Here is a 22,029-nt window from a genome sequence, read left to right on the forward strand (position 1 = left end):
ATCAGGGCTTTACCAGCCCACCGCCACCACCATGTACTGCGGGTTCGTTATCGAGATGTCCGAGGACTGGCCGTTGTCGTCGTCGTACGGGAAGCCGTACTGCACGCCGTTGATGGCGTTCTGGTGCCAGAACTGCGCGTAGTAGTTCGCCGGAGCCGACTGGTAGTACAGGCTCGGCGTGTTCTGCTGCGCCGTGGAGAGCCCGGCCACGTGTCGGTTCAGCGCGGAGCACAGGGTCGGGTTGGCGGCCAGGGTGCCGCCGCAGCCGAAGATCTGCGCCGTGGTGTCCGACGTGTCGCCGTTCGCCGCCGCGTAGCTGGTGAAGTAGTTCGCGTAGGCGCCGCCCGGCTGGAAGGCCGGGTCGTTGCCGGGCGACGGGATGCCGTAGGGCGCCTGGTCCGTGGCCAGTTCCTTGAACTCGGTCGGGACCGAGTTCTCGAACCGGTTGAAGGTGGCCGTGCGGCTCTCCTGGAACGTGGCGTAGTTCTCGCCGATGTCCTGGTTCGAGCCGTCGTGCCCGTGCAGCCGGATCGCCAGCTTCAGGCCGAACCGGTCCACCCGGGTGGTGTCCAGGTTGATCGAGGACGTGCCCACGGTGAACTCGATGAAGTCGTAGTACTGGCTGTTCGGGGAGCCCAGGTAGAAGTACATCCGCCCGGCCGAGTTGGCCGGCATGTCGATGTAAGGCTGCTGGGCGATGGACTCGGTCTGGCCGTTGAAGCTCCAGTACACCTCGCTGTCCGGGTACTGGCCGTTGGTCTGGTTGACCACGGCGACCTCGAGCACCTTCGTGGCGGCCGGGATCGCGGCGGTGTTGCCCCAGAACGCGGCGGGCGGCTCGCCGTTGCCGGTGGGCCCGGTGCCGGTCGAGCTCGGCGACGGGGAGGCGGAGGCGGAGGCGGACGGGCTGGAGGAGGCCGTGCCGCCCTGGACGTAGACGTCGAACTCCCACAGCGAGTAGCCGTACTGCGTGGCCCGCGCCGTGCCGTACATCCGGACGTAGCGGCCGCTGCCGGACACGGTCAGGTTCTGCGTCCCGCCCGTCCCGGTGGTCGTGGAGTAGACGGACGTCCAGGTGGAGTTGTCGTTCGAGACCTGGATCTGGAAGCCGGTCGCGTAGGCGGCCTCCCAGTCGAGGCTCACCCCGCAGATCGACTTCGTGCTGCCGAGGTCGACGTCCAGCCACTGCGGGTCGCTGAACGCGCTGGACCAGCGGGTGCCGGTGTTGCCGTCGGTCGCGGCCGCCGCGGTGAAGGTCGCGTTCTCCAGGGAGGACGAGGTGGTCGGCTGGTTGAGCGCCGCGTCGGCGGTGCCGCAGGACGAGCCCGAGCCGCCGGTGGAGCCGTAGACCTGGAACTCGAAGAGCGAGTAGCCGTACTGGGTGGCCCGCGCGGTGCCGTACATCCGGACGTAGCGGCCGGTGCCGGTCAGGGTCAGGGACTGGTCGCCGCCGGTCCCGGTCGTGGTGGAGTAGATCGTGGTCCAGGTGGAGTTGTTCGTGGAGGTCTGGATCTGGAAGGCCGTCGCGTAGGCCGCCTCCCAGTCCAGGGTCACCGAGCTGATGGTGTCGGTGGCGCCGAGGTCCACCTCCAGCCACTGCGGGTCGCTGAACGCGCTGGACCAGCGCGTCCCGGTGTTCCCGTCGGTGGCGTTGGAGGCGGGGAAGGTGGCGTTCTCCAGGGACGAGGCCGTGGTCGTCTTCCCCTGCGACAGCAGCGCGGGTGCCGCCTGGGCCGGCGAGGCCACCACGAACAGCGTGGCCGAGGACAGCGCCACCGCGACGGCGGTGGCGACCAGGGCCCTGATCCGGGTGGACCGTCTCGGGTCCGGATGTGCTCGATAGCGCGAGGATCGCGTCATTGCTACTCCTGCGGAGAAAAAGGATGCCGGAGACGAAGGTGGGAGAGCGCTCTCCGACTAGGCCTTGTGTAATGCTCCGGTGCGGCGGTGTCAACAGCTCCGCACCCGGTTTCACCGGGGAAAACGGTTCCGGAACCGGCGCCGTGGCGGCGTGCGGGGTCGCTTCGCCGGGCCGTGCGCGCCTGGCGAGCACGTCAGAGTTCATATAGCCTGCGCAGGTTCGCAGGGTTCGATGGGGGCGGACCGTTTCGAGGCGAGGGGAGGCGGCCATGGCGCTCGGAAGGCGAAGCGGCGGCGGGGGCTGGATCCGGATATCAGAGGCCGTCGCATGGGTGGCCGCCGGGGCGCTGCTGCTCGCCGGTTGCTCGAGCGGGAACTCCGGCGGCGGGTCGGGCGGCGGTTTCGGCGGACTGTCGGGCGGGGGAGCGGGCGGGGTGCCGACGACGATCGCGCAGGCGCTGGCTCAGCTGCCCGCCACCTCCTGGGACACCGACTACGCCGAGTTCGGCGACGTCAAGCAGCTGGTCGCGCTCGACGGCGGCGAGAAGGCGAACGGGCCGCTCCTCGCCTACGTCGGCCTCGGCGAGTCCTCCTTCGCCGCGCAGACCTCCTTGTCGGACAGCCCCCTCGGCTTCGACCCGCTGGCGGTGACCGCCGCGGCCGCCGTCGGCAACGAGCCGCATCAGATCACCGTGGACTACAACGACTTCGACGCCTCCGCGGTCGGCTCGAAGCTCTCCAAGGAGGGCTTCAAGCAGCACGGCACGGCCGACGGCGGCGACCTGTGGAGCATCGGCGGCGACGACGAGGCGAATGTCGACAATCCGACCGGCTTGCCGAACCTCAATGTCCTGCTGGTCTCCTCGTCCCGGATCACGCTGGGCGGATCGAGCGCGGACGTGAAGGCGATCGCTGGCCCGGTGAGCACGCCGCTGTCCGGCGGCGCCATGGGCGCGGTGGCCGACTGCCTCGGGCCCGCACTGGCCGCGATGATCGGACCGCGGACGGGCGGCACCGCGAACGCGTCACTGCTCGGCATCGGCCTGCTTGCCCCGAGCGCCGCGGACGCGAGCGAAGAGCTCTGCGTCCAGGTGCCCAGTGCCGCGCAGGCCGCCGCCATGGCGGCGACCTGGAAGACGCAGATCGGCACCGGCCTCTCCGAGCGGATCAAGGCCCCGTGGTCGACCCTGCTGACGGATCCCCAAGCCACGGTTCTGAGCCCGGTCAACGGCGTCACCACGGTCCGGCTGACGGCCAAGCCCGCGTCCGGCGCGCACCTGGGCGCGCTGCTGCAGACCTACTTCTCCGCCTCCAGCGACATGGACGGACTCCTCGGCCAGTCATGACCCGCAGGGCCCGCCGCCTGCCAGCGGCGGGCCCCGCGTCCGCATAACCTATTGCGATTTGATGATCGGCTGGGTGTTGGTGGGGCGTGGGATGACGTGTCGGGTCAGGGTGTGGGCTGCCGCTTCGCGTCGCCCTGTTTCGTCTGTCCACCCGCCCACCCGTTGCGTGGGTGGGGTGGGCTGGGGTTTCAAGATTTCGCCTCCGGCGGGGGCCCTTCTCTCGGAGAGAGTGCCGAGGCTCCGTGGTTGCCGGCGTGGCAGGGCGGCCTGGGGTTCGGGGTGGTCGGGTGCCGGGGGTGTGCTCTCTCCTCGGTCGGTCCCCGGAGGCAATCAGGAACCTGCCGGGAGCTCAAGCGGCGGTGGCCTGAGCTGATGGCCGATTTTGCATGGCGCCGCTTGACCTCCCGGCAGGTCCCTGATGGGGCTTCGCCTGCCCGACCGAGGAGAGAGCCCACCCCTTGAGGTCCGGTGCGAGCTGCGCTCCGGCCGAGTCCCGGCCTGTGGCCCGGTCGCGCTTGATGCACGATCATGCATCGCCGTTCTGGGCTGCGCTTCTCTTCTCTACCCCTTTCAACGTCGGGGAGCGCGCCCGAGTTCCCCGGAAATATCCTGGATTTTCTTTAACCGGCAAAGGCCGGATACGCGGCTTTTGTCGGTGGTGGTGTCTAGCATGGAAATGTACGGGGGATCGGGACTTGCGACGGGAGGGGTGGTGGACGCGGTGGCTGGGCAGGCGGCGGCGGGGGTATGGCCGAAAACGGTGCAGGAATTGTCCTCGGCGTGCGACCGTGCCGCGCGATCTTGCGCGTTGCGTGAGCTCCGGGCCGATCGGACCAGGGTGATGGAGAATCCTTCCGCATCGTGCACGGCCGGCCTGCGGGATTCTGCCGCGAGATCCGGGATCGGGGTCGATCGCGCCGAGGCCGTGCAGGATCCGACATCAAGGGCGACCCGGGCGCCGACCCTTCGGGCGGATCGAGGATCGGGATGGCCGGGTCAAGGTGATGCAGAATCCTTCCGCATCGACCGCGACACGGGACTCGACCGCGCGGATCGAGAGTCGGGATGGCCGGATTACGGCGATGCAGGATTCTTCCGGATCGAGCGCGGCCGGGCCACCGGCCGGGACCCGGGCCCGAGCGCAGCTCGCACCGGACCTCAGGGGGTGGGCTCTCTCCTCGGTCGGGCAGGCGAAGCCCGATCAGGGTTCTGCCGGGAGGTCAAGCGGCGCGATGCAGGATCGAGCATGAGCGGAAGCCTCCGCCGCTTGATCTCCCGGCAGGTTCCTGATTGCCTCCGGGGACCGGCCGAGGAGAGACCACACCCCCGCAACCTCACCATCCCGGACCTCAGCCCGCCCCGCTAACGCCAGCACCCCACAGACCCCGGCACTCTCCGAGGCAAAGGCCCCCGCCGGAGGCGAGATCTTGAAACCGCAGCTCGCCCGCGAACGCAACGGGTGGGTGGGTGGTCAGATGAGACGGGCGACGCGAAGCAGCCGCCCACACCCAGACAACCACCTCGACCCGACCGGCCACCACCTCCCACCAACACTCAGCCGATCATCAAATCGCTCGACGCGCCCGCCCGGTTCACCGCGCTCAGCACCGCGCGCACCGAGGCCGCGAGCACGGAGGTGTCCAGCCCGACACCCCAGCCGACCACGCCGTCGATGCGGCACTGGGCGTAGCACACCGCCGCGCTGTCCAGGCCGGAATCGACCGCGTGCTCGACGTACGCCAGCACGTCCACCTTCGGGCCGAAGTCGGCCAGGGCCCTGATGAACGCGGAGAGCGGACCATTGCCAGTGCCGCGGTATTCGAGCTCTTCCTCCGAATCAGCGTTCGACAGGAAGCAGACGCACTCATGCGCGCCCGGCGCGATCTCGTTGCTGCTCCAGCGGTTCAGCTTCACCGCGCCGGCCGTGCCGGGGGCGATGTAGGTCGCGGTGAACAGCGCGTACAGGTCCTCGGCCGTCGCCTCCGTGCCGCTGGCGTCAGTGGTCTGCTGTACCAGGGCCGAGAACTCCGGCTGCAGCGCCCGCGGCAGGTCCAGGCCGTACTCGGTCTGCAGCAGGTAGGCGACGCCGCCCTTGCCGGACTGGCTGTTGACGCGGATCACCGCCTCGTAGCCGCGGCCCACATCGGCCGGGTCGATCGGCAGGTACGGCACGTTCCACGGGTGCTCGTGCTCCGGCACTCCGGCCTGGGCGGCCTGTGCGGCGTGGTGCGCCATGCCCTTCTTGATCGCGTCCTGATGCGTGCCGGAGAACGCGGTGTAGACCAGGTCGCCGACGTACGGGTGGCGGATGTGCACCGGCAGCCGGTTGCAGTGCTCGACGACGCGGCGGATCTCGTCGATGTCGGAGAAGTCGATCATCGGGTCCACCCCCTGCGCATGCAGGTTCAGGCCCAGGGTGACCAGGTCCACGTTGCCGGTGCGCTCGCCGTTGCCGAACAGGCAGCCCTCCACCCGCTGCGCGCCCGCCAGCACGGCCAGTTCGGCGCAGGCCACGCCGGTGCCCCGATCGTTGTGCGGGTGCACGGACAGGATCACCGAGTCGCGCCGGGCCAGATGCCGGTGCATGTACTCGATCTGGTCGGCGTAGACGTTCGGGCTGGCGATCTCCACCGTGGCCGGCAGGTTGTGCACCACCGGGCGGTCCGGGCTCGCGTCCCACAGCTCGGTCAGAGCGTCGCAGACCTCGAGGACGTAGTCGGGCTCGGTCAGGTTGAAAACCTCGGGCGAGAACTGCAGGCGCACCGGGCCGGCCTGGTGCCGGTCGGCCAGCTGGCCCACCAGTTCGGCGTTGCGCAGGATCAGCTGGTGCAGCCCCGCGCGGTCGTAACCGAGCACCACGTTCCGCCAGGTCGGCGCGGTCGCGGTGTACATGTGCACCATCGCGCGCGGCAGACCCTCGATCGAGGCGAAGGTGCGCTCGATCAGATCCGGCTTGGCCGGGGTGAAGACGACCACCGTGACGTCGTCGGGCAGGGTGCCGGAGGTGGCCAGGTGCCGGACGAAGTCGTAGTCGGTCTGGCTCGCGGACGGGTAGCCGACCTCGATCTCCTTGTAGCCCATGGCGAGCATCAGGTCGAACATGCGCCGCTTGCGCGGGGTGTCCATGGGTTCGGCCAGGGCCTGGTTGCCGTCGCGCAGGTCGACCGGCACCCACAGCGGCGCGGCGGTCAGCCGCCGGGCGGGCCAGGCCCGGTCGGTCAGCGGTACGGAGACCTTGTCGTAGGCGGATCGGTAGCGGTGGCTCGGCATCGCGCCGGGGCGTTGCGGGTTCCAGGCGGGCGCGTCCGGCGGTACCGGACCGGACGGGGCGTGCAGCGTCGGGAACGAGGAGGGGGCAGACATGGGTCGCGGTGTCCTTCGCTTCGGTCTTGGCGGGAAAACACGCAGACCGGCAGCACCGAACCCCGCGGCGGGGTGCCGGTCTTTTCAGACCCCGCCGCGGCGCTCGAGAAGAAGACCGCGGAAGAACATTGCGCCCACCGTAGCAGACCCCCGCGATGCGATCGCGTAGCGTCCGGACTCGGCAGGACGGTAATGTGTGAATATGAAGAGGAAGCGGGCTGCCGCCTGCGCGCGCGTGCTCGCACTGATCGTCCTCGGTGCCCTGGTTTGGGCGGAGTGGTACGGGAAGGGGCCGAGCTTCGGGATCCCGGTGGCGCTCGGCTTCGGGTACTGGGCGGCGCGGGCTGCCGTGCCGCGCTCGCGTCGATGGGCCATTCGCCACCGGGCGCTCGCCGACATCGGCGTGTACGTCTCCGTCGTGACGGTGGTGCTGTGGTTCGGCGCCTGGCGGTCGCCGACCGTGTCCGCCGGCCCGGCGACGGCCGGCGCCGCGGGGGCCGTCACGGGAGTAGCGCTGCTGGACTGGTGGTCTCGCTTCAGGAAGGCGCGCGCCGCCCGCAGAGAGCTGTTGGCCACCTTGGCCTCGGATCTTCGGCTTCTGCAGGTGCGCGCAGCGGCGGCCGCCGCCGAAACCGCCCGGCCGGGCGAACCCGACCGGGCGGAAGCAGCCTGACGCGGAGTTGCCCGCGCGACTCAGTGCTGTGAGTTGTGGCCCTGCGATCCGACCAGGTGGTGCGCGTCGCCGTGGCCCCAGCCGTCGCGGCGGCGGCGCACGGCCTTGAAAGTGTCGAAGACGACCGGCGCCGGGTACGGGTTCGCGGCCGTCGCGGCCGGCGTGTGGTAGTAGGTCATCGTGATCGAGGTCTCGTCGCCCGGGTGCCCGCCCGGATCGACGTCGAACACGGCGATGCCCCACGGGTGCGTGGTGTCCGTGTCGCGCACGGCCGACCAGGTGGCGTCCTCGGTCTCGTCGGCGACGGCCTTGTACGTCGCCGGCTTGGTGTAGATCTGCCCGATCGGCACGTTGCCCGCGTTCGGGTCCGGGTCGCCGTAGGTGTCATCGTGCGAGGAGGTGCCGCCCCCGCCGAGCACGAGCTGCACGAGGCCCTTCGAGGTGTCGATCACGCGGGTGTCGGTGGAGACCACCGTCGGGCGCAGGTAGGTGCCCGAGTCGGTGCCGTGCACAGCGTAGGTGCGCTCGTAGTCGTGGTCGTGGCCGGCCAGCACAAGGTCCACGTTATAGCGGTAGAACAGGCTCATGAACTGCTCGCGGATGCCCAGGTCGCTGCCGGAGCCCTCGGCCGAGGTGGACATGGCCGGCTGGTGCATGTACGCCACGATCCAGTCGACCGAGTCGTTGGAGCGGGCCTGGGCCAGCGTGCGCTCGAGCCACGCGGTCTGCGCGCCGTCGCTGTAGCCGCGCACGTAGATCGCCTGGCCGGTGGTCGCGTCGTAGCCGCCGCCGTTCTGGTAGACGACCTCGTTGTTGTCCAGCGAGATGAACAGCACCGAGCCGACCTGGAACTTGTACCAGTTGTTCGGCCATGGGGTGCCGTTGTCCGGCAGCTCGAAGCGGGTGTTGTACGAGTCGTAGCCGAGGTCGCCGTTGCCGATCTCGGCCTCGTGGTTGCCCAGGGCCGGCATCCAGGGCCGGTTGGCCGCGGAGACCTGCTGGTTGTTCATGTAATCGGACCAGCAGCCCGGCTGGTTGCCCTGGTTGACGTTGGCGTAGGACAGGTCGCCGTTCATCAGGTGCACGACCGGGTCGAAGTGCTCGACCTGGGAGATCGCGGTCAGGCCGTTGGTCGAGGACTTCGACCAGACCGGGTTGCCGGTGGCCAGGTCGCCGAAGCTGGTGAAGCGGAAGGCCGCGCGCCCGGTCGGGGCGGTGCGGAAGGCGCCGCGCACCGGGGCGGCGCCGTCGTGGGTGACCTCGTACACGTAGGCGGTGTCCGGCCGCAGACCGGTGATCCGGGCGTGGTGGGTGATCGTCTCCACGCTGTTGAGACCGTCGGTGTAGGTGCGGGTCTCGGCCTCGATCGTGCGCCCGAAGCCCTCGCGGGCGGTGCCGAGGCGCAGCCGCGGATGGCTGACCGAGCCCGCAGTGGCCCAGGACGCGGTCATCTCGGTCGCCGCGTCCCGGCCGAACTGCAGGTGCAGTTGCTCGGGACCGACGGTACCGGCGACGGCGGGCTGCGACCAGATTGTGGGTGCGGCCGCGACGACCAGTCCGCTGGCCGTGGCTCCGCGCAACAGCGAGCGACGGGAGATGGTTGGCACTACGGCCTCCTTCGACTCTCGCCGGCGCTTCCGGCGAGCAGCCGATGCTTACATTCGCGCACTACCATTGCAGAACGCGGAGGTGGCCGAGAGGAGGACAGGGGGCTGACGTACGGTTAACAAGCTGACACGCGGTCAACGCGAGAGCGCCACACCCAGGGCGTAGCAGGCCTCTGCCGCGATCATCATCGCCGGCAGCAGCCACAGGTCGGGCATCCGCACCCGGGAGCGGTACTGCGGCCAGGAGTCGGCGCCGGCGTCCACCGGGAAGCGCTCCCGCAGGTCCCGGCGGGCCACGTCGATGTCCGCGAGCACCTGGCGGTGCCCGGCGAAGTCCGCCACGGCGGCGCCGGCCGAGAACGGGAAGGCCGAGCTGTGCACCGGCCACCGTCCGCCCGGCACGTTCAGTTCCAGGCCGCGACCGAGCGTGAGCGTCGGTGCGGCCCACCAGGCGAACTCGTGCCGGACCGGGCCGTTCTCCAGCACCAGGCCGTGCGGGTTCAGCCGGATCGAGAGGTGCCGCCCGAAGGTGTGCATGGTGTAGCCGAACAGCCCGCACAACACCGGGATCGCCAGGAAGCCCGCGCCGACCGCCGCCGAGGAACTGGCGATTCCCGTGGCCAGCGCCACGATCGCGAGCAGCGCCACGCCGAGGCGCGAACCGAGCACATAGGCATGATTGCGCACGATGACTTCGTCGCCGCTGTGCGTGAAGGCGCCCCGAATGATGTTAGCCATGAGCCGAACCCGATTCCGCCGCCAAGGCGACGGCGGCCAAGGCGACGGTATCAAGTCGGCTCATTCACGAGCGAATCGGGCTGGTCGCACTGCGAATCGGGCCGATCACGCCCGCGGCGGCCGCAGGCCGGCCGGCAGCTCGAAACTCACCGTCTCGTCGGCCGCCTTCACCTCCTCCACGTCGCCGAAACCGTGCGCGGCGAGCACCGCGAGCACGTCCTCCACCGCGAATTCGGGGGCTGACGCACCGGCCGTCACCCCGACCGTGCGCACCCCGGCCAGCCACTCCGCCCGCACTCCGCCGCCGTCGTCGAGCAGATACGCGGCGCCGGCCCCGGCCGCCAGCGCCACCTCGACCAGGCGCACCGAGTTCGACGAGTTCGCCGAGCCGACCACCAGCACCAGCTCGCACCGCGGCGCGATCGCCTTGACCGCGTTCTGCCGGTTCTGGCTGGCGTAGCAGATGTCCTCGCCGGGCGGATCGGCCAGCTGCGGGAACCGTTCGCGCAGCGCCGCCGCGGTCCGCTGCACGTCGTCCACGGCCAGGGTGGTCTGGGAGAGCCAGACCAGCTTGTCCGACTCTCCCACCTTCACCTCCGCGACGGCCTGCGGCCCGTCGACGATCCGGATCGCGTCCTCGGGCACCTCGCCCCGGGTGCCCACCACCTCCTCGTGCTCCTCGTGTCCGATCAACGCGATGGTGTAGCCGTCGCGGGCGTAGCGCAGGGCCTCGGCGTGCACCTTGGCCACCAGCGGACACGTCGCGTCGTACACGTCCAGGCCGAGCTCCTCGGCCCGGACGCGCACCTCGGGGGAGACGCCGTGGGCGGAGAAGACGGCCACCGACCCGGGCGGGACCTGCTCCACCTCGTCCACGAACACCGCGCCGCGCCGGGTCAGATCCGCCACCACGTGGACGTTGTGCACGATCTGCCGGCGGACGTAGACCGGCGGCCCGAGCCGCTGGAGCAGCGCCTCCACGATCTCCACCGCCCGGTCCACCCCGGCGCAGAAGCCTCGCGGCGCGGCCAGCAGCACCCTGCCCATCGGCGCTCCCTCGTTCTCGTCTCCCGTGCGAACCCGCCGCGGACGCGGCGGTCGTCAGATCTTGTCGGCCGCGATCAGCAGGTACTGGAAGCTGCGCTCCCGGTAGCCCTCGAGGAAGGCGGCCTCGATGCCGGTCGCGATCGAGGACTTCTCCCGCAGCTCCCAGTACGGGATCGTCGCGTCGGTCAGGTCGAAGACGTTCACCGGCACCAGGTTGTTCGCGGCCAGCGCGGCGAAGTACCGGCTGCGCGGGTGCACCCGGCAGGTGTAGTGCGCGTCGATCGTGTTGACCGCGTCGGACTTCTCGCCGAGCGAGTCGTTGTAGCACCCGGTGATGCACACGTACCGGCCGCCGCGCGGCAGCATCCGGGAGAACTCGGCGAAGGCCTCGAACAAGTCCACGTACATCGTCGTCTCGTCGGTCCAGATGCCGCGCTTCGACCCGTCCGCGAAGCCGGAGTGCAGCATGTTGCGGAAGTAGAACGAGACCTGGTCCGACACGCCGCGTTCGGCGGCCTGCTGGGTGGCGAAGTCGACCTGGTAGCGCGAGATCGAGATGCCGTCCACGCGGCAGCCGAAGCGCTGGTTGGCCAGGAAGCTCAGCCCGCCGCGGCCGCTGCCGGAGTCCAGCAGGCTGTCGTCCGGACCGATCGGGCCGAGGTGGTCGAGCAGCAGGTCGGCCTGGGCGTGCTCAAGCCGGTGCAGCTCCCGCAGGGTGCGTTCGTCCCGCGTCTCGGCCGGCCCCTCGAGCACCGACGGGTCGACCGCGCCCACCCCGTAGTGGTGATGGTAGAACCCGTCGATCTCGCCCAGCGCCAGGTTCACCCGGTCCGTGCGCCGGGTGTCCCACCAGTTGGCGACCGCGCGCTGGTAGTCGGTGGTCAGGACCTCGTCGCGGGCGTCGGTCATGGTCATGTGCTGGCTCCTCCAAAGGCGCTGGGGGCTCGTTCGCGGCCGATCGGCCGGGCGGCGGGGCCGCGCGGCCGCCGGGGTCCGGCCCCGGGGGCGGCGCGCCCTGACTCCCATTCAGCGCCGCGGCGCGGCGATCGCCAAGGCGGACCGGGCCGCGGATGTGTCGCGCTTGCCCGTCCCCGCGCCGGCGCCCCGGCCCAGGTCGCGGCCGCGGATCCGGCCCCGGCGCACGGTGCGCGGGCACCGGACGGCGCGGTGAAGCGCGACAGGTCCGGCCGCGCGCCGACCTTGTCGAAAGCGGCCCGCGGCGGCGGAAATGAAGAGGTAGCCCGACGGATCCCTGCAACCTGGCGCCCCGAGCGGAGCGCCGAGCGTGAGAAGAGACGGAGACGAGCATGCCGAGCACCGACGAGACCACGGCACCGAGCGCGGCCGAGCAGCCCGCGCCGGAACGGGCCGCCAGCAGCCTGAGCACCCAGGCCGCGCGGAATCTGGCCACCACCACCAAGACCGTCCCGCAGATGCAGGGGATCAGCTCCCGCTGGCTGCTGCGCAAGCTCCCGTGGGTGAACGTCTCCGGCGGCACCTACCGGGTCAACCGGCGGCTGACCGTCAGCGTCGGGCGGGGCCGGGTCGCGTTCGAGCAGAACGGCGCCGACGACGTGCGCATCATCCCGCAGACCCTGCGCGAGCTGCCCACCCTGCGCGGCTTCCCCGACGACGACCTGCTCACCGCGCTGGCCGCGGCCTTCCGCCCGCGCGAGTTCCGGGCCGGGGACGTGCTGGCCCAAGAGGGCGCGCCGGTCGAGGAGATGTACATCATCGCGCACGGCCGGGTGCAGCTGATCGGCACCGGCCACTACGGCTCGCCCACCGTCGTGGGCATCGTCGCGGACGGCCACACCCTCGGCGACCAGACGCACGCGCGTTCGGACGCGCGCTGGGAGCACACGGTCAAGGCCGCGACCGGCGGCACGGTCATGGTCATCGCGCGCGCCGACTTCCAGCGGCTGCTCGAGAACTCGGCCGCGCTGCAGGCGCACTTCGCCGCCTACCTCGACAACGCGCGTAAGCCGCAGGACAACAAGGGCCAGGCCAGCATCGAGATGAGCGCCGGCCACCACGGCGAGGAGCAGCTGCCCGGCGCCTTCGTCGACTACGACCTCAGCCCGCGCGAGTACGACCTCAGCCTCACCCAGACCGTGCTGCGGGTGCACTCGCGCGTCGCAGACCTCTACAACGAGCCGATGAACCAGACCGAGCAGCAGCTGCGGCTGACCGTGGAGGCGATCCGGGAGCGGCAGGAGTGGGAGCTGGTCAACAACCGCGAGTTCGGCCTGCTGCACAACACCGACTACGACCAGCGCATCCCCACCCACTCCGGCCCGCCGACGCCGGACGACCTGGACAACCTGCTGAGCATGCGCCGCTCCACGAAGCTGTTCCTGGCCCACCCCAAGGCGATCGCGGCGTTCTACCGCGAGTGCAACCGCCGCGGCATCTACCCGAGCGCGGTCGAGGTCGACGGCCACAGCGTGCCGGCCTGGCGCGGCGTGCCGATCTACCCGTGCGGGAAGATCCCGATCTCGGACGTGCGCACCAGCTCCATCATCGCGCTGCGCACCGGCGAGGACGAGCAGGGCGTGGTCGGCCTGCACCAGGTCGGGCTGCCGGACGAGTTCCAGCCGGGCCTGAACGTGCGGTTCATGGGCATCGACGAGAAGGCGATCATCTCCTACCTGGTCACCGCGTACTACTCGACCGCGATCCTGGTGCCGGACGCGATCGGCGTGCTCGAGGACGTCGAGGTGTCGGTGCCGAGCCAGTCGGCCGCCGGATAGGGGAAGCGCGATGACCGACTACCAGAGCACTGCGTCGCGCCTGCTGACCGGGCCCACGGGCCTGGGCACGGCGATGCTGCGGATGCGGCCGGCCGCGCCGGCGGCGCCGCCCGAAGCGGCCGCGGAGCCCGCGACGCCACCGCACTCGGAACAGAAGGCTGATACCGAAGGCTCCGGCCTGCACGTCCCGGCGCTCTACTGCCCGGACGCCGAGCGCGACGATCTCGCGCTCGGCGAGCTGGTCAACGAGCGGCTGGTCGAGTGGGCGGCCGAGATCGGCATCTTCGAGGGCCGGCTCGAACGGCTGCGCACGCACAACTTCGGCCGGCTGTTCATGCTCGCGCACCCCCGCTGCGACGACCCGGACCGGCTGCTGATCGCAGCGCGCTGCGGTCTCGCCGAGTGGGCGGTGGACGACCACTGGGTGGACGAGGGCGAGAACACCGACCCCTCCCTGCTCGCGCCCCGGCTGGCGATGGCCCAAGCCGTGGTCGACCCGGTGCGGCTGCCGCCGCGGTACATGGGCCGGTTCGAGGAGGTCGTCGCGCAGGAGCCGGTGCTGCGCGCCTTCCGCTCCTGCCTCGACCACCTCGCCGAGATCGCCTCGGCCACCCAGGTGGCCCGGCTGCGGCACGAGCTCGCCTGCATGTTCGTGGGCTACGGCCAGGAGGCGTGGTGGCGCTCGAGCGGCCGCCGGCCCGCCGTCTGGGAGTACCTGCTGCACCGCTACGAGAACGCGTTCTACCCCTGCATGGTGCTGATCGATCCGGTCGACGGATACGAACTGCCCGTGCACGAGTTCGCCGACGCCCGGGTGCGCCGGGTCTACCTGTACGCCGGCGTCGCGAACGTGCTGCTCAACGACCTCTACTCGATGCACAAGGAGGACCCGACCGACACCAACCTGCCGACGGTGATCGCGGCCGAGGAGAACTGCTCGCTGCAGGACGCGATCTACCGCGCCGCGCAGATCCACGACGAGATGATGCACACCATCGAGGCCGAGTGCGCCGCGCTGGCCGCCCTCGGCTCGCCGCAGCTGCGCCGCTATGTCAAAGGTCTGTGGAACTGGATGGGGGGCAGCAAGCACTGGCACGCCACCAGCCCGCGCTACAACGGCTGAGCGGCGGGGGCCGGGCGGCTGAGCGGGACGACGGGCGCGCGGGCAGATCGCCGGCGCGCCCGCCCCCGCCCCGCGCGGGCCGCCCCGTTAGGGTGAACCGCGCGGCCAGGGCGTAGCGTCCGGAGCCGGGCGCGGGCAACAGCTCCCCGTGGGATCTGCCGTCCCGTACCCGGCGCCCTTTCGGGAGTATCGCGTGCGCACCGCCAATTCCTCGCTGCAGCAGCTGCTCGGCGAGGCGAACTGGACCCAGGACCTGCTGGCCCGGCAGGTCAACGCCCTGGCCCGAGAAGTCGGCCTGACCATCCGGCTGGACCGCCGGACGGTGAGCCACTGGCTGGCCGGCCGCAAACCCCGGGCCCCGCTGCCGGATCTGATCGCCGAGGCGTTCTCGCGCCGGCTCGACCGCCCGCTGACCGCGGTCGGCATCGGCCTGGCCGACCCCGACGACATCGAGCCCTGCGACCGGGTGACGCAGGACCCGATCGAAGCGCTGCGTCAGCTCTCGAAGTTGACCGAGGCCGGCCGCGAATCAGAACTCAGCGGCGCCTACAGCCTGGCCGAGCTGGCCGTCCCCGGCTGGCCGGCCGCGGACCGCGTCCCGGCGCCGGCACAGGCGCGCACGGCGTCGGGCGAGCGCATCGAACCGGCCCACGTCGCCGCCGCCGAGGCCATGGCCGGCCTGTTCGCCGACGCCGACAACGTCTTCGGCGGCGGCCACGCCCGCGTCGCCCTCGGCCGCTACCTGGCCTACGACATCGCCCCGCGGCTCTACGCCCCCGGCCCGAGGCGTATCAGGGAACGCATGCTGTCGGCAGCCACCGAGCTCACCCATCTCTGTGGCCTGATGTGTTTCGACGACGAGCAGCACGCGCTGGCTCAGCGCTACTACCTCCTCGCGCTCAAGCTGGCCGTGCAGAACGAGAATCCGGCCGAGTACGCGGCGATCCTCGGCTCGATGTCGGCCCAGGCACACGTCCTCGGCCACCACGGCCAAGCGCTGCGCCTGGCCCGCGCGTCCGTCGACAGCGTCGAAGGCCGGGCGTTGCCGGACAGCCGCCGCGCCGGACTGCACGGCCAACTCGCCGTGGCCGCAGCCGCCGGCGGCGACCGCCCCGCCGCCTTCGCAGCCCTCGAACGCGCCGACGTCCTGCTCCGCACCGGCCGCGCACCCTCCTGCCCCGCCGCCACCCCCTTCGCCGCCTACCACCCCGCCGCCCACGCCCACCACGCCGCCGCCGTCCACACCCTCCTCGGCGACCTCCCCGTCGGCATCAAGATGCTGTCGGAATCCATCCGCCGCCGCCCCGCCAACGAGCGCCGCACCCGGGCCATCGCCCACGCCGTCCTCGCCGGCATGCACCTCGACCAAGGCCACCTCGACGAATCCCTCGCCGCCTGCCACGCCTTCATCGACGACTACCGCCAACTCCGCTCCGCCCGCGCCCACACCGCCCTGCGCACCCTCCAAGCCCGCCTCCGCCCCCACTCCGCCCACCACAGCACCAGGCAGCTCCTCGCTCGTGCCTGCGACGCGCTCTCTTCGGCCTAGCACTCCGCTTCGCTCCGTGCGAGGCCTGCGCGAGCGCACGGCACGACTGTGCCTTTTTCGGGGCACGGCCCCGATCCCCACGCCGGGGCTCCGCCCCGGACCCCGCGCGTGACTCATACAGGGCCGGGACCGCTCGGCGGCGCGCGAACCGGCGGTGGCGGGTCGACGGCGGCTCTACCGACCTGACGGTCGTCGGAGCAAGGCGCTACGCGGCCCTCGCAAGCTCGGGGACTCAAGCCATTGACGCGTCGCTTGGCGAGGGGTGGAGGTGGTTCGGCTCGTTGCGTACGGATCGATCTGTATGCATCCGTTTTGTCGGTGCCGGAGGATATACTCCGGTTATGATTCACCCCCGCGTGGCCGTGTTGACAGAAATCCTTCTGCCGCCTCCGGTCGACCTCGTGGGGGTCTACCGGGTCCAGGTGCCGCCGCCGCTGCCCGATTCGGGGGGAGATCGCTTCGACTGGGACGAGATCGCGGAACGCACGGGGTGGCGTTACCCCGCCGACTATCGATCTTTCCTCGAAACCTACGGCGCAGGAGGCACAATCGGCACCATTGGCATCGAAGAGACGCCTCCACCCCTCGGGGTCGAGTACCGCGTGGACCGCAGTGACGTCTACCCTCCGGCGAACGGACTTCGCAGATGGGCTGCGGATGACGCGGGAGACGACTTCTTTTGGCGCTGCGCCGACCCGGATCCGGACAATTGGACAGTGGCCGTATGCACCCGCGATCCGCGAGATGGGCAGAACTGGTTCGATTATCCGGTGGGGATGGTCGACTTCCTGATCGGCCTGCTTGCCGGCACGCTCGATGTCCCGCTCGGTGTCAGTCTCCGGCGTAAGGGGCCGGATGCCGCGTACGTATTCGAGAGCTGGCGGGTACTCGATCTCCAAGTTCGTGCCGAGTACCCCGACTACCGAGGCGCCTGGGCGCTCCCGGAACTGCCCGACCGCTGGTATGAAGCGTGACGGGAACTTCCGAGGAGCGGCTCGCTGCGGTGCGGGCTTATGTCTCGGCGGCGATGGGCGTGGGCTCGGAAGTCATCAAGGGGGTGACTCCAATTGAGGGTGGCAATCGGCATTGGGTGTACCGCCTGTCTTTGGGCGAGCGGGATGTCGTGGCCAGGGTCTCGTACGGCGGGGATGCTTCGGAGGTTGCTCATGCTGAGCACGAGGCTGCGGTGCTGGCGGTGGTCGGGGGTGTCGCAGGGCCCGAGCTCTATGACTTCCGGGTTCGCAGTCCTTGGTTCGACACGCCGGCGATGTGCATGCAGTTCGTGCCGGGGCGGCAGGCGGAGCTGGCGACGTGTGGGCTGCCGCGGATCCGGGAGTTGGGCGGGCTCGTGGCTTGGGTTCATGGGCGGCCGGTTTCGGGGCTCGGGGAGGCGAGTTCCGTTGCGGTGTATGCCGATGAGCGGCTTCGGGGGATCTCGGCGAAGCTCGCGTGGGTTCGCGATCCGTTGCCTCGGGCGCTGCAGGAGCGGTTGCGCCGCGCCGCGGGCTCGGTGGGGGAGGCGCGCTTCGATGCCGGTGGCGGGCTTTCGCTGCTGCACGGGGACATCGGTCCGGGGAACGTGCTGTGGGGCGGCGGGCCTTTCCTGATCGACTGGGAGTACGCGCGGCTCGGGGATCCCGCCGACGAGGTGGCGTACGCGTTTGATCAGAACGGGTTGGCGCCTGAGCAGCGGGAGGCTTTCTGGGACGGGTACGGGGAGGCAGCTGGCGGCGGTGTTCGTCGGCTTGTCGAACGTGCGGCGTGGTGGGAGCCGGTCACGTTGCTGGGGTCGACGCTCTGGTGGGTGGAGCGGTGGGTGCGGCGCACCGAGCAGCCGGGCGACCCGGGGGTGCCGCGCGAGGCGGAGTTCTACCTGGGGCATGTCTGCCGGCGCCTGGATCGGCTGGCGCATCTGGTCTAGATTTGCGGGATGTTCGCACGTGGCGCTGAGTGTCCGGTCGGGGCAGGTGATCGGCAGTGGATCGAGGACGCGTTCAGCTGGCTGGCCGGGCGGCCTGAGGTCGCTCCGCCGGCGGACACGGTGTTCCTGCCGACTGCCGAGCACTTTCCGGGGCCGTTCTCGGGCGACCTGGAGCAGGTGCGGGCTCTGGTCGCCGGCACGGCGACGAGGATGGGTTTGGGGGAGCTCACGGATCTGCGCGTGGTGCCGTTCAAGCGCGGACATTCGGGGTGCCCCGGGTACCCGGGCGGGGCTTTCGGCGGCGAGAAGGAGCGGCCTTCCGTCGCGATCGATCCGGAGTTGGTGCGGCGCCCGGTCGAGTTGATCGCGACGATCGTGCACATGCTCGCCCACCTGCGGCTCGCCGACGTTCCGGCGCGGGATGACGCGCGCGAGCGGTGGTTCGCGGTCTACGCGGTGTATGCCGGCTTCGGGGTCTTCGGTGCGAACGCGGCGGTGGAGATTCAGCAGGATCCGGGTGCCAACCCGCGTGCGGCTGTGTCCTTGGGGCTGCGGCAGGCGCGGCCGAGCCACTACTACAGCGGCTACCTGACCGAAGAGGCCCACGGGTACGCGTTGGCCTGCTTCGCGTTCCTGCGCGGCGAGTCGGCTCCGAAGTGGGCCAAGCACCTGGACACCAATCCGCGGGTCTACATGAGGCGGAGTCTGCGCTATCTCGCCTCGCACGCCTCGGAGCAGCTGCGCGCCCTGCTTCCCGTTCCGTCCTAGAAGCGTCATGAAAATCTTCGTGTTCTGATGTGGTGGCCTGGCGTAGCCGGCCCGCCGCTCGCTTGTTCACGCTGGTGTGGGTAGCTGCCAGGCTCCGTCTGTGCGGGTGAGGCCGAGGTTGATGAGGGTGCGCAGGTTCAGGGCGGCGGCGCGGGTGTGGATCCAGGTGTTGTTGGGGATGGTGCCGCGGTAGCGCAGGCGGCGGTTGTTCCCGGCGACGAGCCAGGCGACGGCCCGTTCAACGGGTGGGCGCCAGCGGCGGTAGGCGGCCTGCCAGTCGGGGTCGGTGGTGGCCTGGCGTCGGGCGGCGGTCTGCTGGTCGTGGTGGGGTCGGATGGTCAGCACCCGGCCGGCCTTCGCTTTCGTGCACTGCTCGCGCAGCGGGCAGGTGGGGCACTGGTCGAAGACCGCTTTGCGCTGATGGTGGATTCCACTGGGTGGAGTGAGCGGGATGGTGTGCCCGGCGGGGCAGGTGACCTGTCCGGTGGTGTCGATGGCGAAGTCGTCGAGGCTGAAGCCGCCGGGTACGGCCGTGGTCAGCGGCGCGGGTTTGAGGAACAGGCGGTGTCCGCGCTCGAGCAGGGCGGCGCTGGCGCTCCCGCTGCTGTAGGCGGTGTCGCCGTACAGGTCCAGGCCGGTGGCCTGGTCGTCTTCGTTGATCAGGTCGAGGGCGACGGCGGCCTCGTGGTGCTCGGGCCCGGAGCCCGGGCGGATGGCGAGGGCGGTGTAGATCCCGGTCTCGGGTTCGATGGCGAGGTGGGCTTTGTATCCGTCCTGCTTGTGGGTGCGGGTCTTGTGCACGTGCCGTGATTCGGGATCGACGGTGGAGATCACGCGGTTCTCGGCGGTGCCGCGGGTGATGCGCCAGCGCCCGTCGCGCCCGTCGGAGTCCTCCGCGGGTTCGACGTCCTGGCCGGCGACGAGGGCGAGCAGGCCGAGGGCGTCTGCGGGCTTGGGGCCGTGCTCGCGCTCGGGCAGGGCCACCAGCAGCCGGATCGCGTCGGTCACCAGCGCGTCGACGAGTTCGGCCCGGGCCTGCGGGTCGTTCCAGGCGATCGCGGGTTTCCCGGGATCGGCGTAGTCGTGCGCGGTGCACACGGCCGCGACCACGTCCGCGGCACCGGGCACCTCGCGCGCGACGCGCCGGATCGCGGCGATGATCTGGGTGACGGTGTCCTGGGTGGCCACCGCGTCATCCAGCACGGTGGAATCCAGCGCCCGGCGCACCTTGCCCTTGAGGATCCCGGTCTCGGCCACCACCGCGCGCACGGCGGGGGAGATCCGCTGTGGGTCCGCGGAGCGCGACAGGCGTCGGCGGAAGTAGGCCAGCAGCGACGGGTCGAACCCGGTGTCATACAGCCCGAGCCCGCACGCGGCCTTCCACCGCAGGTCACAGCGCAGCTCCTGGACAGTGTCGAAGTCCGAGTGGCCGTTAAGGGCCTGGAGGGTGACGGCCGCGGCCAGGATCGCCGGAGGCATCGAGGGACGTCCGTTGCGCGAGGGGTACATGTCCGCGAACATCTCCGCCGGAAACAACGCCTCCCGGTGCTCGGCCAGGAACGCGAACACGCTCCCGGCCGGGATCAGCTCCCGGCACGTCGCCCACACATCTGGCCCGACCAGCTCACCCGTCCACTCACCCTGCATGACAGCATTCTGGCCCGGCCGCTACGCGGCCGGGCCAGAATGCATGATTTTCATGACGCTTCTAGGGCGCGTTTGAGAAGTAGCGTCGGATCAGGCCGCGGCGTCTGACGCGTGCGCTCGCAAGGCGCCGGGGCGGGCGCATACTCGCCTCGTCTGTAACCGCTCCGGCAACGCAGCGAGCGTGCGTGGCAGGCGTCGCGGCCCCGACGATACTTCTCAAACGCGCCCTAGAGCTCCGGGGGTCACTCGTTCGGCGGCATCCATCGCCCGTTCAGGCGGCGGGCCGTGGGCCGTGCTGGCAGGCTGGTGATCATGGCGAACTCGCCCTACGGCAGGCCCGACCCGTATCAGCGGCCCCCTGACCCGGACGACGACCGGCGCGGTGGCTTCCGCAAGGTCAACGGGGTACGGCTCTGGGTCGGCGGGATCATGACGGCGATCGTGGCCGCGCTGGCCGCGCTCGTAGCGGTGCTGCTCGTACGCGGCGTGCTCGACATCGCGGTGTTCGCACCGAAGACGAACGGGGCCTTCGGGAACGCGACGACCGCGGGGATCGTCGGTGCCGCGGCGCTGGCCGCGCTGGTGGCCACGGCTCTGCTGCACCTGCTGCTGCTGGCCGCGCCGCAGGCTCGGATCTTCTTCGGCTGGATCGTCGCGCTGGCCACGGCCGCGCTGATGCTCGTGCCGTTCACCACCGACGCGGCCATGGACACGAAGGCGGCCTCGGCCGGAATCTCGCTGGTCATCGGGCTGACGATCGGATTTCTGCTGTCCGCGGTCGGCCGCAGCGCCGTCACCCGCGGCTGAGCCGCGCCGAGGCCCAAAGTTCGTCGCCGACCTCGGCTGAGCGCAGCGCGCCGGCCCGCACCGCGGACTCGACCGCCGTGCCCACGCCGTGCTCCCTGAGCACGGCGAGCGCGGCTTGCGTGGTGCCGCCGGGCGTGGCGACGGCTTCGCGCAGGTGGGCGGGGGAGCGGCGGGTGCCCTGAAGCATCGCGACGGCCCCCTGGGCCGCCTGCACCACCATCAGCCCGGCGGCCTCCTCGGTCACGCCGAGGCGCATCCCGGCGCGGATCATGTGGTCGAAGATCTCGTAGAAGTACGCCGGGCCGCTGCCGGAGAGCGCCGCCGCGACGTCCTGCTGGTCCTCCGGCACCCGGATCACCTCGCCGACCGGCCGCAGCAGCTGCTCCGCGCGCAGCACGTGCTCCTCGTCCGCATCGGGGCCGGACGAGAGCACGCACATGCCCTCGCGCGCAGACACGGCGGTGTTCGGCATCGCGCGCACCACCGGCGTGCGCTCGGGCAGGTAGCGCTCCATCAGTGCGATCGGCACGCCGGCCGCGAGGGAGAGCACCAGGCAGTCAGGGTCGAGTCGTGCGCCGATCGCGGTGAGCAGGTCGGGCACGGCCTCGGCCGGCACCGCGAGCACGACCGTGTCGGCGTCCTCGGCCGCTTCGAGAGCGGAGACCATGCGCACGTCGAGGGTCGCCTCGATCTGCGCGGCCGCGCGGTCGTCGCGCTCGACGCCGCGGATGTCCGCGCTCGGGACGCCCGCCGCCAGCCAGCCGCTGAGCAGCGCGTGCCCGAGTTCACCGACGCCGAACAGCGAGATCCTCATGCTCTTCAGGATC

Annotated in this window: 17 protein-coding genes; 9 read left to right on the forward strand and 8 right to left on the reverse strand. The window is 70.9% G+C overall.

Annotated features, from left to right (window positions below; genetic code table 11):
• Positions 1-9: 9 nt before the first annotated feature.
• Positions 10-1,860, reverse strand: coding sequence for a discoidin domain-containing protein (locus ACTRO_RS41545; RefSeq protein ID WP_051452202.1), 1,851 nt, complete (start codon positions 1,858-1,860; stop codon positions 10-12).
• A gap of 269 nt (positions 1,861-2,129) precedes the next feature.
• Between ACTRO_RS41545 and ACTRO_RS41550 the strand changes: the two genes are divergently transcribed.
• Positions 2,130-3,206, forward strand: coding sequence for a hypothetical protein (locus ACTRO_RS41550; RefSeq protein WP_034272014.1), 1,077 nt, complete (start codon positions 2,130-2,132; stop codon positions 3,204-3,206).
• 1,554 nt (positions 3,207-4,760) lie between these two features.
• Here the strand turns inward: ACTRO_RS41550 and leuA are convergent.
• Positions 4,761-6,569: a 2-isopropylmalate synthase gene (gene leuA / locus ACTRO_RS41555; protein ID WP_034272016.1), complete on the reverse strand. Its 1,809-nt coding sequence runs from the start codon at positions 6,567-6,569 to the stop codon at positions 4,761-4,763.
• 202 nt (positions 6,570-6,771) lie between these two features.
• On the opposite strand from leuA, the gene ACTRO_RS41560 reads away from it, so the two are divergent.
• Complete coding sequence (locus ACTRO_RS41560; protein ID WP_157436741.1) at positions 6,772-7,242, forward strand: hypothetical protein; 471 nt, start codon at positions 6,772-6,774, stop codon at positions 7,240-7,242.
• A 20-nt stretch (positions 7,243-7,262) separates the two neighbouring features.
• On the opposite strand, the gene ACTRO_RS41565 is transcribed toward ACTRO_RS41560, so the two are convergent.
• From ACTRO_RS41565 to ACTRO_RS41580, 4 genes are all read right to left on the reverse strand, one after another.
• Positions 7,263-8,849, reverse strand: a complete 1,587-nt coding sequence (locus ACTRO_RS41565; protein WP_051452203.1) for a purple acid phosphatase family protein — start codon at positions 8,847-8,849, stop codon at positions 7,263-7,265.
• A gap of 135 nt (positions 8,850-8,984) precedes the next feature.
• A complete protein-coding gene (locus ACTRO_RS41570; RefSeq protein WP_034272019.1) occupies positions 8,985-9,587 on the reverse strand; it encodes a hypothetical protein in 603 nt (200 codons plus the stop codon).
• Positions 9,588-9,692: 105 nt separating this feature from the next.
• On the reverse strand, positions 9,693-10,634 hold the full coding sequence (locus ACTRO_RS41575; protein ID WP_034272021.1) for a 4-hydroxy-3-methylbut-2-enyl diphosphate reductase: 942 nt from the start codon (positions 10,632-10,634) through the stop codon (positions 9,693-9,695).
• Between the two features lie 54 nt (positions 10,635-10,688).
• Positions 10,689-11,549, reverse strand: a complete 861-nt coding sequence (locus ACTRO_RS41580) for a geranyl diphosphate 2-C-methyltransferase (RefSeq protein WP_034272023.1) — start codon at positions 11,547-11,549, stop codon at positions 10,689-10,691.
• Positions 11,550-11,941: 392 nt separating this feature from the next.
• Between ACTRO_RS41580 and ACTRO_RS41585 the strand changes: the two genes are divergently transcribed.
• The 6 genes from ACTRO_RS41585 (at position 11,942) to ACTRO_RS41610 (ending at position 18,748) form a co-directional block, all read left to right on the forward strand.
• Positions 11,942-13,387: a family 2B encapsulin nanocompartment shell protein gene (locus tag ACTRO_RS41585; RefSeq protein ID WP_034272025.1), complete on the forward strand. Its 1,446-nt coding sequence runs from the start codon at positions 11,942-11,944 to the stop codon at positions 13,385-13,387.
• Between the two features lie 10 nt (positions 13,388-13,397).
• Positions 13,398-14,510, forward strand: a complete 1,113-nt coding sequence (locus ACTRO_RS41590; protein ID WP_034272027.1) for a family 2 encapsulin nanocompartment cargo protein terpene cyclase — start codon at positions 13,398-13,400, stop codon at positions 14,508-14,510.
• Positions 14,511-14,703: 193 nt separating this feature from the next.
• The gene (locus ACTRO_RS41595) at positions 14,704-16,059 is read left to right on the forward strand and encodes an NsdA family TPR-like regulatory protein (RefSeq protein WP_034272029.1); all 1,356 of its coding nucleotides are present in this window, start codon (positions 14,704-14,706) and stop codon (positions 16,057-16,059) included.
• A 356-nt stretch (positions 16,060-16,415) separates the two neighbouring features.
• Complete coding sequence (locus ACTRO_RS44665) at positions 16,416-17,033, forward strand: hypothetical protein (RefSeq protein WP_157436742.1); 618 nt, start codon at positions 16,416-16,418, stop codon at positions 17,031-17,033.
• Positions 17,030-17,980 (forward strand): phosphotransferase family protein, encoded by a 951-nt coding sequence (locus ACTRO_RS41605; RefSeq protein ID WP_034272031.1) that lies wholly within the window; start codon positions 17,030-17,032, stop codon positions 17,978-17,980. The genes ACTRO_RS44665 and ACTRO_RS41605 overlap by 4 nt, the downstream gene beginning before the upstream one ends.
• A gap of 9 nt (positions 17,981-17,989) precedes the next feature.
• Positions 17,990-18,748 (forward strand): hypothetical protein, encoded by a 759-nt coding sequence (locus ACTRO_RS41610; protein ID WP_034272034.1) that lies wholly within the window; start codon positions 17,990-17,992, stop codon positions 18,746-18,748.
• Positions 18,749-18,814: 66 nt separating this feature from the next.
• On the opposite strand, the gene ACTRO_RS41615 is transcribed toward ACTRO_RS41610, so the two are convergent.
• Positions 18,815-20,395, reverse strand: a complete 1,581-nt coding sequence (locus tag ACTRO_RS41615) for an IS1182 family transposase (RefSeq protein ID WP_084316939.1) — start codon at positions 20,393-20,395, stop codon at positions 18,815-18,817.
• Between the two features lie 312 nt (positions 20,396-20,707).
• On the opposite strand from ACTRO_RS41615, the gene ACTRO_RS41620 reads away from it, so the two are divergent.
• A complete protein-coding gene (locus tag ACTRO_RS41620) occupies positions 20,708-21,202 on the forward strand; it encodes a DUF6069 family protein (RefSeq protein WP_084317276.1) in 495 nt (164 codons plus the stop codon).
• Here ACTRO_RS41620 and proC read toward each other — a convergent pair.
• The gene (gene proC, locus ACTRO_RS41625; protein ID WP_034272036.1) at positions 21,189-22,016 is read right to left on the reverse strand and encodes a pyrroline-5-carboxylate reductase; all 828 of its coding nucleotides are present in this window, start codon (positions 22,014-22,016) and stop codon (positions 21,189-21,191) included. The two genes, ACTRO_RS41620 and proC, sit on opposite strands and share 14 nt — an antisense overlap.
• Positions 22,017-22,029 lie beyond the last annotated feature (13 nt).

The sequence above is a fragment of the Actinospica robiniae DSM 44927 genome (genome assembly GCF_000504285.1).
Classification (GTDB): domain Bacteria; phylum Actinomycetota; class Actinomycetes; order Streptomycetales; family Catenulisporaceae; genus Actinospica; species Actinospica robiniae.

Bases quoted from the DNA above. Each gene is read 5' to 3' on its own strand.
- ACTRO_RS41620 (WP_084317276.1), top strand. From the start codon at position 20,708: ATGGCGAACTCGCCCTACGGCAGGCCCGACCCGTATCAGCGGCCCCCT.
- leuA (WP_034272016.1), bottom strand. From the start codon at position 6,569: ATGTCTGCCCCCTCCTCGTTCCCGACGCTGCACGCCCCGTCCGGTCCG.
- ACTRO_RS41560 (WP_157436741.1), top strand. From the start codon at position 6,772: ATGAAGAGGAAGCGGGCTGCCGCCTGCGCGCGCGTGCTCGCACTGATC.
- ACTRO_RS41590 (WP_034272027.1), top strand. From the start codon at position 13,398: ATGACCGACTACCAGAGCACTGCGTCGCGCCTGCTGACCGGGCCCACG.
- ACTRO_RS41550 (WP_034272014.1), top strand. From the start codon at position 2,130: ATGGCGCTCGGAAGGCGAAGCGGCGGCGGGGGCTGGATCCGGATATCA.
- ACTRO_RS41580 (WP_034272023.1), bottom strand. From the start codon at position 11,549: ATGACCATGACCGACGCCCGCGACGAGGTCCTGACCACCGACTACCAG.
- ACTRO_RS41585 (WP_034272025.1), top strand. From the start codon at position 11,942: ATGCCGAGCACCGACGAGACCACGGCACCGAGCGCGGCCGAGCAGCCC.
- ACTRO_RS41575 (WP_034272021.1), bottom strand. From the start codon at position 10,634: ATGGGCAGGGTGCTGCTGGCCGCGCCGCGAGGCTTCTGCGCCGGGGTG.
- proC (WP_034272036.1), bottom strand. From the start codon at position 22,016: ATGAGGATCTCGCTGTTCGGCGTCGGTGAACTCGGGCACGCGCTGCTC.
- ACTRO_RS41610 (WP_034272034.1), top strand. From the start codon at position 17,990: ATGTTCGCACGTGGCGCTGAGTGTCCGGTCGGGGCAGGTGATCGGCAG.
- ACTRO_RS41570 (WP_034272019.1), bottom strand. From the start codon at position 9,587: ATGGCTAACATCATTCGGGGCGCCTTCACGCACAGCGGCGACGAAGTC.
- ACTRO_RS41615 (WP_084316939.1), bottom strand. From the start codon at position 20,395: ATGCAGGGTGAGTGGACGGGTGAGCTGGTCGGGCCAGATGTGTGGGCG.
- ACTRO_RS41545 (WP_051452202.1), bottom strand. From the start codon at position 1,860: ATGACGCGATCCTCGCGCTATCGAGCACATCCGGACCCGAGACGGTCC.